Consider the following 12,717-nt stretch of genomic DNA (forward strand, 5'->3'; position numbering starts at 1 on the left):
TCCTTCAAATCAAAGTAGTATAACAATTAACAACTAATAATTAACAATTGAACCTCCTTGCTCAAATCAAACATTTTACAGTCCCTTCACATCGGGGTAGAATAACAATTAACAACTAATAATTAACAATTGAACATCACAGTTATCGGCACCGGCTACGTTGGACTCGTCACAGGAACATGTTTCTCTGAGACAGGCAATCATGTCATGTGTGTGGACATAAATGAGGAAAAAGTCAAAAGTCTTAGCGCAGGTAAAATTACTATTTACGAACCTGGACTTGAAGTAATTTTTCACAGAAATATCGAAAAGAAAAGACTGGAATTTACCACTGATCTTGCAAAAGCAGTGGATTTTGGTGATATTATTTTCCTTGCATTACCTACTCCGGAAGGAGAAGATGGTTCTGCCGACCTATCTTACATTATCGATGTAGCGAATAAGTTGGGCAATTTGATAAAAAAATATAAAATCATTATCGATAAAAGCACAGTTCCTGTAGGAACAGCAGAAATGGTTCATAATGCCATTGCAAAGACTATTTCGGAAGATTTGTTTGATGTGGTTTCCAATCCGGAATTTCTAAGAGAAGGAGTTGCTGTGGAAGATTTTATGAAGCCTGATAGAGTCGTAATCGGTACTAATTCTGAGAGAGCCAGAGAAGTGATGCGCACCCTTTATGAACCCTTCGTCAAACAAGGAAATCCGATTTACTTCATGGATGAACGTTCTGCAGAGTTGACCAAATACGCTGCGAATTCATTTCTTGCTACCAAGATCACTTTCATGAATGAGATCGCAAATCTATGTGAAAAAGTAGGTGCTAATGTAGACATGGTGCGTCTAGGCATGGGTTCTGATACGAGAATTGGAAAAAGGTTTTTATTTCCCGGCATTGGTTATGGAGGGTCTTGTTTCCCGAAGGATGTCAAAGCTTTGGCAAAAATAGCTGACCAGAACGAATACGAGTTCAGCATTCTGGATTCTGTGATCAAGGTCAATGAAAAACAAAGAACCGTCCTATTCGACAAGATCAGAAATTATTATAAAGGTGACCTGAAAGGTAAAACCATTGCTCTTTGGGGTCTAGCATTCAAACCAAATACAGACGATATCCGTGAAGCTCCGGCATTATACATCATTGAAAAATTATTAAAAGCAGGAGCTATTGTCCAGGCATTCGATCCGGAAGCAATGGAAAATGTGGAAAAATTATATGGTGATAAAATAGCCTACGCGAATGACCAATATGAGGTTTTAAATAATGCAAATGCATTGATGATACTCACTGAGTGGAATGAATTCCGTTCACCGGACTTCAACTTCATTAAAAGTAAATTGATCGACAAAGCCATTTTCGATGGTAGAAATATCTTCGATCCGGCCACGATGCAACAAAATGGATTTTATTTTGAATCGATAGGGAGACCGTGAAAGAAAACCAAATTAAACTCGACCGAACTGCCATGCGCATTGTTTCCTTTGAAGAAAAGGGAAATAATATTGAATATTGGTTGAGCCGTTCAGTAAAAGAACGATTGTCCGCTTCATGGCAGCTTACATGTTCAGCTTATGGTATTCCTTATTCGAATAAAAGGATAATGGATAAAACTCATTTCAATATGAGGAAAAGTCAATGACAAACAATATATTCAATTCTGACTTTAATGATTTTTTATCTTCATTTGAAAGGGCAGGTGTTGAATATGTTCTTGTAGGTGGATATTCTGTTATAATTCATGGTTATCAGCGTACTACCGGAGACATGGATCTATTTGTAAATCCAACTAGTGAAAATTATTCCAAAATAATTCATGCCTTTGATGAATTTGGAATGTCCTTGTTTAGTATGACATTGGAACGATTTTTAAATATAAAAGAATTCGATGTTTTTGAATTTGGTCGACCACCGGTCTCCATTGATATAATGACAAAAATGAAAGGAGTAGAATTTGAGGAAGTCTTTAATAATAAAGTCAGATACCAAGTCGAAGAAGATTTAATTATTAATGTCATTCATTTGAATCAATTAATTACTGCTAAAAAATCTTCAGCCAGACACAAAGATTTGAATGATATAGAACAATTAACTAAAAAGAACTAAAAGTAATTGAGTAAAAAAATAGCCATCATTGGCCTCGGATATGTAGGTCTTCCTCTCGCAGTTGAATTTGCAAAAAAATTCAAAGTCGTCGGATTTGATATTAATCAAACCAGACTTAGTGAATTAAATTCAGGTCTGGATAAAACTTTAGAGATTGATTCTGAGAATTTAAATTCAGTGCTTAATTCTACAGGCAATACTGGACTTTCCTTAACTTCGGTTTTGAAAGATATTGAGAGCTTTCATTATTATATCGTAACAGGTCCCACTCCAGTAGATAAAAATAATACACCTGATTTTACAATGACCACTCATGGCAAGGCAATAGTAACTGTTGGGAAAGAATTAAAAAAGGCCAGTTTACGAATCGACTGTATATCCGGGTGCAACAGAAGAAATTTGTATTCCTGTATTGGAAAAAATATCTGGTCTAACATATAATACCGATTTTCATGCCGGATATTCGCCTGAAAGAATAAACCCCGGTGACAAAGAGCACACTGTGACAAAGATCCTGAAAATCGTTTCAGGTTCCACTGCGGAAATAACCGAAAAAATTGCTGATTTATATGGTCAAGTAATTATTGCCGGAATTTACAAAGCCGCCTCAATTAAAGTTGCGGAAGCTGCCAAAGTAATCGAAAATACCCAGCGGGATATCAACATTGCCTTTGTCAAGAGCCAGGGTGGGGGGCCAAGGTCCGGCGGGCTTAAACCTTTCATTGCCCAGAGCACAGGGGGGAAATTTTTAACCCCCCCCCCAACAGGGGGGGCCCTGGGTGAATCCATGAATTGCCCATGAATATATGGAGAAGTATAAAATCATTAGATGAATCCATGAGGTAAGCCCCGTCTTAGAACAAAAAGGAAGCTTTATTTATAATGTAAAACCAGGCTTGGCCCCAGGGGGGGGCGCCGCGGGGAAGGGGAAAATTTCCCCCAGGGGGGGGGGCCGCCCGCCGGGGGGGGGGGGGAAGAAAAACGCCCCACCGGTGGAGCAGGATTCTAGGTTCGCACATAGCTGATGCACTTTTGATCCTGATATTGGATCTGGGCATCCTGGAAATTAGCTACAGGCAAAATGCAAAACGTAAATCACAATCTATCAAACGGAAATTCTTCCAGCAAGTTGATATCACAAATTTTGAAGATTGAATGAAAGCAATGGAAGACAGCTATTGTTGCCACGGGGGGAACCGTTAACCACCAATGATGTAAATATTTAGGGACGTTAAATAGATCCAGGTAAAAAGCAGGCATTTCAAGAGTTGTCTTGCACTCTTCCACTTGGGATGTCCAAATTTACCAAAGAGAAAACAAATTGCCCTTTCACCTTATGCAATTACAAAATATGTCAATGAATTGTGCATTAGAATCATTGCGAGAATTATCAGATTGATTGATATTTATGTTCGATCTTGGGTATTCCGCTTTTCACAAGCTTTTTGGACAATGAGCCCCATTTATCAAGGAATGAAAAGCTTCATTTATCGAACATTCAATCAAACCATGATTATGATGGCAACGTTTTATTGTCGCTCTTGGAGAAGTCCATCAATGAATGGAATTTAAAATAATTGAATCTTGATATAAAAAAATTGACCAAGGTGTCCTTAGCAGTTTATATATGACATCAAAAGAATACTTCCCAAAAAAAAAGTTAGGAAGGTTTGAAAAAACCTTAGACTGTAAAAATTCAATTTTAAAATAAATTAATGAGTTCTAAAAACATCCTCATCACCGGTGCTGCCGGCTTCATCGGTTCCCACGTAGCCAGATTATTTGTCAATAAATATCCGGAATATAATATTTTCAATTTCGATCTATTGACCTATGCAGGTAATCTTGAAAATGTCAAAGACATCGAAGCCGCTGCTAATTATCGCTTTATTAAAGGAGATATTTGCGACCTTGAAACTTTAAGATATGTATTCAAAAAATATGACATCACCCATGTCATTCATCTTGCAGCAGAAAGTCATGTAGACCGATCGATAGAAAATCCATTTGTATTCATCGAAACGAATGTCATGGGAACAGCAAACCTGCTTCAGGCAGCCCGTGAACATTGGGATAATGAAACGGATGACCATTTATTTTACCACGTTTCCACTGATGAAGTATACGGCGCACTCGGTGAAACTGGTTTTTTTACAGAGGACACAAAGTATGATCCGCATTCACCTTACAGCGCTTCCAAAGCATCTTCTGATCATATGGTTCGATCCTTTGGAGATACTTATGGCATGCCGGTCATGATCTCCAATTGTTCCAATAATTACGGTCCTTTTCATTTTCCGGAAAAGTTAATTCCTTTATTTATTAATAATATCATTCAAAAAAAATCCCTACCGGTGTATGGAGATGGTTTGTACACTCGCGACTGGTTGTACGTTATAGACCATGCAACTGCAATTGATGCAGCTTTCCACAATGGAAAAGTAGGTGACACATACAACATCGGTGGATTTAACGAGTGGAAAAATATCGACCTGGTAAAATTATTGTGTTCTATCATGGACAGCAAACTCGACAGGACTCAGGGAGAATCTGAGCAATTAATTACCTACATCAAAGACCGCCCAGGACATGATCGCCGTTATGCCATCGATGCTACTAAGATCAACAAAGAACTTGGTTGGTATCCATCCGTTACTTTCGAAGAAGGCCTAGAAAAAACCATCGATTGGTACCTTACTAATTCAGAATGGCTGGAACGTGTGACCAGTGGTGATTATAGGAAGTATTATGAAGAGATGTACGGGTAAATTAATGAAGAATGAAAAATGAAAAATACACCAAAGAGCAAAAGTTTTTCAAATTAAACTTAAATATGAGGCCAAACGCATATCCCCCTTTGGAGGGGGCCAAGGGGGTGGACCATCAAAAAACAAACAACCATGACCTTTTCCTTCTCTAACAAATCAATCCTCATCACAGGTGGCACCGGCTCCCTTGGTAAGGCTTTGACCCAATATATCTTTAAGAATCATCCTGACATTTCACGACTTGTGATATTTTCCAGAGACGAGCAAAAGCAATTTCAAATGGCTCAAGATTATCCACCGGAGAAATATCCACAGATCAGGTTTTTTATCGGTGATGTGCGAGACAAGGATCGATTGGTAAGAGCAATGAAAGGCATAGATTATGTCATCCATGCCGCGGCAATGAAACATGTGCATATCGCAGAATACAATCCAGACGAATGCATCGCAACCAATGTCGTAGGAGCTCAAAATGTCGTCCATGCATGTCTTGAAACAACGGTGCAGCGTGTTGTGGCATTATCTACAGATAAAGCTTGTGCTCCTATCAATTTATACGGTGCGACAAAATTAACTTCTGATAAATTATTTGTAGCTGCTAATAATATTAAAGGAAATAATCCAATACGCTTTTCTGTAGTGCGCTATGGCAATGTAATGGGTTCAAACGGTTCTGTGATTCCTTTTTTCATCAAAAAGAAAAAAGAAGGAAAATTACCCATCACAGATCCTAATATGACCCGATTCAATATTTCCTTGACTGAAGGAGTTGAAATGGTCATTCATGCCCTGGAACACGCTTGGGGAGGTGAGATATTTGTACCTAAAATACCATCTTACAGAATCACAGATGTAGCTACTGCTGTTGGCCCGAATTGCGAACAAGTAATTGTAGGTATCCGCCCCGGAGAAAAAGTCCATGAAGAAATGATCACTTCATCCGATTCATTTTACACATATGACCTTGGTAAATATTATACCATTATTCCCAGTACACACAATTGGAAATTGGATGAATTTATAAAGGAATTCAATGCAAAAATCGTACAACCTGGATTTTCATATAATAGTGGGGAGAATACGGAGTGGGAGACGGTGGAGACTTTGCGCGAATTGATCAGGGAGCATGTGGATGAATCGATTTAAGCGAAGTATTGGATAGTAAATTGGTTGGTCCACCTAAATGTTGAATAACTTTGAAGGTGCAAACGAGTCCACCTCCTAGCCCCCTCCAAAGGGGGACATCATACGATCATATTTATTACAAAAAATATAACCATCCTTATTAGAACAACTTTCACTAATAACAACAAACATGAGGCCACACGAATGTCCCCCTTCGGAGGGGGCCAAGGGGGGTGGACTTCTAAAAAATAATTAGCACAACACTCACATGAGAAACCCCATTCCATACGGACGCCAAAATATAACAGATGACGACATCGCAGCTGTAACAGAATCGCTGAAATCAGACTACCTGACTCAAGGCCCTAAAATCGGTGAGTTTGAAAATGCTTTTGCTAAATACATAGGTAGCAAATACGCAGTAGCAGTTTCTAATGGCACTGCCGCACTGCATCTTTGTACAATGTCGCTGGATGTAAAACCGGGAGACAAGGTAATAACTACTCCGATTACCTTTTCTGCTTCTGCTAATTGCGTTAGATATTGTGGTGGAGAAGTTGTTTTTGGAGATATAGATCCTGAAACTTATTTACTTGATATTAATTCTGTAAGAAAGATATTAGAAAATGACCCTGAGGGGAACTACAAAGGAATTATTCCAGTGGATTTTGCGGGAAGAGCAGTGGACTTGCAAGCATTTAGAAAATTAGCGGATGAATACGGTTTATGGATCATTGAAGATGCCTGTCATGCTCCCGGAGGGTATTTTAAAGACACAAATGGCGTTGAACAATGGTGCGGAAATGGCAAATTTGCTGAACTTGCCATATTTTCATTCCACCCTGTCAAACACATTGCTTGCGGGGAAGGTGGGATGATCACTACCAATGACGAAGAATTGTACAAGCAATTAAATAGATTGCGCTCCCATGGTATTACTAAAGGAGATGATAATTATACTAATTCTATGGAATTCGCCAGTGGTGGAGGCGATGAATACCCCGGATGGTATATGGAATTGCAACAGCTAGGATACAATTATCGAATCACAGATTTCCAATCTGCCCTCGGCTTGAGCCAATTAAATCGAGCTGAAGAAGGATTAAAAAGAAGAAGAGAAATAGCGAGAATTTATGAAAATGCATTTCAGGAAAAAACATATATCCTAGGTCAATCGGGTGTCATCGAAGGTCATGCTTATCATTTGTATGTGATTGAAGCAGAGAATAGATTAGGTCTATACAAACATCTTAGGGAACATAATATTTTTGCTCAGATCCACTATATACCTACACATTTGATGCCTTATTACAAACAATTTGGATGGAAGGAAGGAGATATGCCACATTCAGAGCAATATTACCGACATTGCATTAGTCTACCTATGTTTCCGACATTGACCTCAGAAGAACAACAATACGTCATCAACACCATCGACAATTACTACAATGCCTAGACTGGCCATCATTCCGGCACGTGGAGGAAGTAAGAGAATTCCAAGAAAGAATATTAAAAATTTCCACGGGAAACCTATTATCGCTTACTCGATCGAGGCCGCATTAAAAAGTGGCTTATTTGATGAAGTTATGGTGTCCACAGATGATGTAGAAATAAAAAATATCAGCCTTGAACTTGGTGCTAAAGTACCGTTCCTAAGGTCAGAAAATACTTCGAACGACACAGCAACGACACTTGAAGTAATCAGAGAAGTACTGGAATCCTATAAAAAAGAAGATCGAACATTCGACGAAGTTTGCTGTATTTATCCCACTGCTCCATTGATGAAATCATCGCATTTAACAGCTGGTTTAGATCTTTTAGAAAATGAAATAGCAAGTGTATTTCCTGTCGTACCTTTTTCATTTCCAATCCTTAGATCCTTAAAGGTAGATGAAGATAATTTTGTATCCATGAACTGGCCTGAATACAGCCATACCCGCAGTCAGGACCTACCAGCGGCTTATCACGATGCAGGTCAGTGGTATTGGCTCCGACCGGAATTAATTAGTAATAGTTTGTACTCGGATAATTCTAAAGTCATCATTCTTTCAGAAATGGAAGTTCAGGACATTGACAATGAAAGTGACTGGAAGATGGCGGAGGTGAAATGGGAGATGGGTAATGAGTAATGAGTAATGGGTAATGAGTAGTTATTTTAATAGTTTATTTCATAATATTTGGTTATCCACTAGCCCTGAAAGGGCGACTTCCCATAACCCAGGTCGTAGGCCTGGGATTTCCCTCATCATCTCAGGTCGTAGGCCTGGGATGTTCATAATAATATCAAAGATATAATTATGAACATCCTCCTCCGCGCCGACGGCTCCACCACTCTCGGCATGGGCCACCTCTACCGCTGTCTGGCCATGGTCCAAATGCTGGATTCCAAGTATGACATCACATTCGTTTGTAGAGAAATAACCGGTGATTTCGAGTATATTCTGACCAAAAATAATTACAAACTGATTCAAATTAAGAAAGAAAATGACTTTCTGGATCTGTGTGATGAAAAGAGAATAGTAGTCATAGACGGTCATCATTTCCCTTCAGAACTGTATCAAAAAGTGCGGGAAAAAGGTTCTCAAATCGTTTGCATCGATGACCTGCACGATAAAAATTATCATTCTGATGTCATCATAAATCAAGCTCCGGGAATAACTTCCACGGATTATTCAACTGATCCATTTAATTATTTTGCACTCGGACCCAACTTTGCTCTGCTTAGAGAACCGTTCTTAAAAGCAGCTAATAATAAAAGGAAAATTACTTCTATTAAGTCTTGTTTTATTTGTTTCGGTGGAGGCGATCAATTAGATCTGACTCTTAGAACTTTAAAAATTGCAATTCAATTTCCGGCATTTAAAACTATAAATGTCGTCACAGGAAGTGCTTACAAACATTCAGAATCATTACAGGTGTTTGTTGGGAATGAGAGTAGAATTAAATTATCACATGCTATTGATGAATATCAAATGGCAGAAATAATGTCGGCTTCTGATGTCGCCATCGTGCCCTGCAGCACCATTTTATTGGAAGTATTTGCAGCCGGTTGTATTCCAATTTCCGGATATTTTGTTGAAAATCAAAAATACTTTTATCAAAATTTTCTTTCACAAAATGCCTTCATCGATGCGGGTAATTTTTCTGAAATAGCAATTGAAAATGCTTTAAATATTGCCCTCAATTCAGATATTAATATTACCGAAATAATTGATGGAAAATCAAAAAGTCGCATAAATAAATGCTTTCAATTGCTGGAAAATATTGCATCAATCGAATTGACCAGAGCAAAACCTGAGGACTCAGAAATTACCTACAAATGGGCATCTGACCCTGAAGTAAGAAAATGGTCCTTCAATACAAATCCAATATTGTTGGAGGAACATAATAATTGGTTTTCAAGGAAAATAAATGATCAAAACTTTGTTTATTTCATTGCAAAGTTGGATAATGAGCCAATCGGTTCAATTCGATTTGACATGAATGAAAACACTGCAACTATTCGATCCCGATTTCTGGAAAGGGTTTAGGTCAGGCTCTCCTAAGTTGTAAAGGATCCGTAAAACTTTCTGGACCATAAACCTTAACAAGGTTTTGTTTCAAAGGATTACTCTTCCTTTGAAAAACGGTGAAACGAAGTTGAGAAAACAAGGGGAAAAGGGTAACAATGGGTAAGAGAAGCAAAAACCGAGGTTGACATTTTTATAGAAAATCAAATGCATGAAAATCCCAAAACCCCGAAGGTGGTGACATTATGAATTCAAGTGATAAATGATAAATAATGGGAAATAGGTAATGCGTAATGGGTAATCAAATCAAGGCACAACAGTTTCATCTGTGCAAAATTTTAATCAAAGATTAAAATCCCTCCGTGAACTCTTGTTTTTGAAGTAACATTTAAGTCAAAGGACTTTAATATAAATAAAAATCTATATCTCAAATCTTCATTAAATTCTCTAAAATTAATCAATTCCAATAAACTAATTGCCTCGTGATTTATCCACTTAAAAGTCCTAACTTCTAACTTCTACCTTTATAAAAATGCAAATAGGCAATTACACCATATCCTCCACCTCCCCCGTCTTCATAATAGCTGAGCTATCCGCCAATCACAACGGTAGCCTGGACACAGCTATTGAAACTATCCGTGCCGCAAAACGAGCCGGTGCGGACGCAATTAAATTTCAGACTTACACAGCTGATACCATCACAATTGATTCAAAGAAGAATGACTTTTTGATCAAAGGCACCATCTGGGAAGGACGTAATTTACACAGTTTGTATTCGGAAGCATTTACACCTTGGGAGTGGCACGAACAATTGTTCGCCGTCGCAAAAGAAGAAGGATTAGAATGTTTTTCATCGCCATTTGACCCAACAGCTGTTGAATTATTAGAAAGTCTGAATGTTCCGGCATACAAAATAGCATCCTTTGAAATAACAGACATTCCATTGATAGAATTGGTGGCATCCAAAGGAAAGCCCATCATCATTTCCACAGGCATCGCCGAACTCGAAGACATCGAACTTGCCATCGACGCTTGTGAGCGCATGGGCAATGAGGACATCGCATTATTAAAATGCACATCTTCCTACCCGGCTCCCATCGAAGAAGCAAATATGATCATGGTAAAAGATTTCGCTGAACGATTTAATATGATTGTCGGATTGTCGGATCACACCATCGGAAGCACTGCACCTGTCGTAGCTACTTGTTTTGGAGCCAAAATAATTGAAAAGCACTTCATCCTCGACCGCAGTATTGGTGGCCCGGACGCATCCTTCTCCATGAACGAAGCAGAATTCACAGAAATGGTCAAAGCCGTCCGGGAAGCAGAGAAAGCCATTTGATAAGCAGAAGAAAGGGAAGGATTTTAGTCGATCGCTTTATATAGTAGAGGATATTGCTGAGGGTGAAGTTTTAACTGAGAAGAATATCCGTTCGATCAGACCGGGATTTGGATTGCATCCGAAGTTTTTTAAAGAAGTGTTGGGAAAGAAAGTGAAGAGGAATATTGAAAAAGGGGAGAGATTAAGTTTGGAAGATTTGGAATAGAAGGGGTGAGAAGGTGAAGAAGTGAGGAGGTGAGAAGGGAGGTCAAAAGCATATTTTTGTTATTTATTATAGGGTTTGGTGAATAATGTTTAATTTAGTGTTTTTGATCACCAAAGCTTAATTAAAATGAAAATTTCATCCCACAAAGACCTCGTGGTCTGGCAAGTTTCTATGGATTTAGTTACCAGCATTTACGAAATCACAAAATGTTTACCTTTAGATGAGAAATATGGACTTTCCTCACAAATGAGAAGATGCGCCATATCTATTCCGTCTAATATAGCAGAAGGGGCAGCCAGGCAAAGTGGTCCTGAATTTAAAAGGTTTCTTTTTTATTCCCTTGGATCCTGCGCAGAACTGGAAACCCAATATATTTTATCAAATAGAATCGGATATATAAAAGAAGATCCTGAGATGTTCAGAAAATTGAATCATATCAAAAGTATGTTATCAGGATTAATAAAAAAACTTGTTTAACTCCTCATCACCTTCTCACCTTCTCACATTCTCACTCCATTAATATTAAAACATTGAATAATAAACAAAACCATGCGGCTCTCCACATGTCCCCCTTCGGAGGGGGCCAAGGGGGTGGACTCCTTCTCACTTTCTCACATTCTCACCTTCTAACCTCTTAAAAAAAATGAAAGGAATTATCCTCGCCGGCGGCTCCGGCACCAGACTCTACCCCATCACCAAGGCGATCAGCAAGCAACTCATGCCGATCTATGACAAACCGATGATCTACTATCCATTGTCTGTGTTGATGATGGCAGGAATAAAGGAAATTCTGATCATCACAACTCCTGAAGATCAAAGTCAGTTTCAAAGGTTACTTGGAGATGGTGCAAATATCGGTTGCAGATTTGAATATGTGGCGCAGGAAGTGCCTAATGGACTTGCTCAGGCCTTTGTCTTGGGTGCAGAATTCATTGGAAATGATAGAGTAGCCCTTGTACTTGGAGATAATATATTCTACGGAGCAGGCCTTGGCGAACAGTTAGAAAAGTTGAGCAATGTCGAAGGGGGATATGTCTTTGCATATGAAGTTTCAGATCCTGAGCGTTATGGTGTCGTAGAGTTTGACGAAAATAAAAGGCCATCAGCATCGAAGAAAAAACCAGATTCACCAAAATCGAATTACGCCGTTCCCGGACTTTACTTCTATGGCAATTCTGTTGTACAAATAGCACGCGATCTTGCTCCTTCTCCTCGCGGAGAATACGAGATCACAGATATTAATAAAGAATATCTCAATCGTGGAGATCTGAATGTGTCTATTTTAGGCCGCGGCACAGCCTGGCTGGATACAGGCACTTTCGACTCACTGCATGACGCATCAGAGTTTATAAGAGTTATCGAGAAGCGCCAGGGATATAAGATTGGGTGTATAGAGGAGATAGCCTTTAGAAAAGGGTTTATCTCCAGGGATCAACTAAACGAACTTGCTGAATTGTATATTAAAAGTGGGTACGGGGAGTATCTGAAACGTATTAAATAGATATTTATTGACTCATTTTAACTAAATTCAGTCAGTTGAAAACCCCAAATACCTGTTGCTTTCGCGCAGACTTATCATGACGATTGTTTTGATGTAATAAATAAAATTTTATATTATGTTTAATTCATTACTATTTATAATAAATCATCCATTAAATAAAGGT

At 38.6% G+C, this 12,717-nt stretch carries 10 protein-coding genes and 2 pseudogenes; all 12 read left to right on the top strand.

All coding sequences use genetic code 11. From position 1 onward, the window contains the following. Positions 1-129 precede the first annotated feature (129 nt). The 12 genes and pseudogenes from IPI15_RS18185 (at position 130) to rfbA (ending at position 12,554) form a co-directional block, all read left to right on the top strand. Complete coding sequence (locus tag IPI15_RS18185) at positions 130-1,434, top strand: UDP-glucose dehydrogenase family protein (protein WP_287421669.1); 1,305 nt, start codon at positions 130-132, stop codon at positions 1,432-1,434. Continuing rightward, positions 1,431-1,640 (top strand): hypothetical protein, encoded by a 210-nt coding sequence (locus IPI15_RS18190; RefSeq protein WP_287405239.1) that lies wholly within the window; start codon positions 1,431-1,433, stop codon positions 1,638-1,640. Before IPI15_RS18185 ends, IPI15_RS18190 begins: the two co-directional genes overlap by 4 nt. After that, complete coding sequence (locus IPI15_RS18195) at positions 1,637-2,104, top strand: DUF6036 family nucleotidyltransferase (protein ID WP_287405240.1); 468 nt, start codon at positions 1,637-1,639, stop codon at positions 2,102-2,104. The genes IPI15_RS18190 and IPI15_RS18195 overlap by 4 nt, the downstream gene beginning before the upstream one ends. A 6-nt stretch (positions 2,105-2,110) precedes the next feature. Continuing rightward, positions 2,111-2,780, top strand: a pseudogene (locus IPI15_RS18200) (nucleotide sugar dehydrogenase); the annotation flags it as partial. A 1,039-nt stretch (positions 2,781-3,819) separates the two neighbouring features. After that, positions 3,820-4,872: a dTDP-glucose 4,6-dehydratase gene (rfbB, locus tag IPI15_RS18205; protein WP_287421670.1), complete on the top strand. Its 1,053-nt coding sequence runs from the start codon at positions 3,820-3,822 to the stop codon at positions 4,870-4,872. A 132-nt stretch (positions 4,873-5,004) separates the two neighbouring features. Further along, positions 5,005-6,018: a UDP-N-acetylglucosamine 4,6-dehydratase (inverting) gene (gene pseB / locus IPI15_RS18210; RefSeq protein ID WP_287421671.1), complete on the top strand. Its 1,014-nt coding sequence runs from the start codon at positions 5,005-5,007 to the stop codon at positions 6,016-6,018. A 247-nt stretch (positions 6,019-6,265) separates the two neighbouring features. After that, positions 6,266-7,453, top strand: coding sequence for a UDP-4-amino-4,6-dideoxy-N-acetyl-beta-L-altrosamine transaminase (pseC, locus tag IPI15_RS18215; protein WP_287421672.1), 1,188 nt, complete (start codon positions 6,266-6,268; stop codon positions 7,451-7,453). After that, positions 7,446-8,126, top strand: coding sequence for a pseudaminic acid cytidylyltransferase (gene pseF, locus IPI15_RS18220; protein WP_287421673.1), 681 nt, complete (start codon positions 7,446-7,448; stop codon positions 8,124-8,126). Before pseC ends, pseF begins: the two co-directional genes overlap by 8 nt. Before the next feature lie 168 nt (positions 8,127-8,294). Further along, complete coding sequence (pseG, locus tag IPI15_RS18225; RefSeq protein WP_287421674.1) at positions 8,295-9,527, top strand: UDP-2,4-diacetamido-2,4,6-trideoxy-beta-L-altropyranose hydrolase; 1,233 nt, start codon at positions 8,295-8,297, stop codon at positions 9,525-9,527. 511 nt (positions 9,528-10,038) lie between these two features. After that, positions 10,039-11,053: pseudogene (pseI, locus tag IPI15_RS18230) on the top strand (pseudaminic acid synthase). 126 nt (positions 11,054-11,179) lie between these two features. Next, positions 11,180-11,530, top strand: coding sequence for a four helix bundle protein (locus IPI15_RS18235; RefSeq protein WP_287421676.1), 351 nt, complete (start codon positions 11,180-11,182; stop codon positions 11,528-11,530). Between the two features lie 166 nt (positions 11,531-11,696). Then, a complete protein-coding gene (rfbA, locus tag IPI15_RS18240) occupies positions 11,697-12,554 on the top strand; it encodes a glucose-1-phosphate thymidylyltransferase RfbA (protein WP_287421677.1) in 858 nt (285 codons plus the stop codon). Positions 12,555-12,717: the final 163 nt, after the last annotated feature.

The organism is Candidatus Brachybacter algidus (assembly GCF_016707225.1).
In the GTDB taxonomy this organism is placed as follows: domain Bacteria; phylum Bacteroidota; class Bacteroidia; order Chitinophagales; family Saprospiraceae; genus Parvibacillus; species Parvibacillus algidus.

Excerpts from the sequence above, each read along its gene's own strand:
- IPI15_RS18195 (WP_287405240.1), top strand. The coding sequence starts at position 1,637 with ATGACAAACAATATATTCAATTCTGACTTTAATGATTTTTTATCTTCA.
- rfbB (WP_287421670.1), top strand. The coding sequence starts at position 3,820 with ATGAGTTCTAAAAACATCCTCATCACCGGTGCTGCCGGCTTCATCGGT.
- pseB (WP_287421671.1), top strand. The coding sequence starts at position 5,005 with ATGACCTTTTCCTTCTCTAACAAATCAATCCTCATCACAGGTGGCACC.
- pseC (WP_287421672.1), top strand. The coding sequence starts at position 6,266 with ATGAGAAACCCCATTCCATACGGACGCCAAAATATAACAGATGACGAC.
- pseF (WP_287421673.1), top strand. The coding sequence starts at position 7,446 with ATGCCTAGACTGGCCATCATTCCGGCACGTGGAGGAAGTAAGAGAATT.
- pseG (WP_287421674.1), top strand. The coding sequence starts at position 8,295 with ATGAACATCCTCCTCCGCGCCGACGGCTCCACCACTCTCGGCATGGGC.
- IPI15_RS18235 (WP_287421676.1), top strand. The coding sequence starts at position 11,180 with ATGAAAATTTCATCCCACAAAGACCTCGTGGTCTGGCAAGTTTCTATG.
- rfbA (WP_287421677.1), top strand. The coding sequence starts at position 11,697 with ATGAAAGGAATTATCCTCGCCGGCGGCTCCGGCACCAGACTCTACCCC.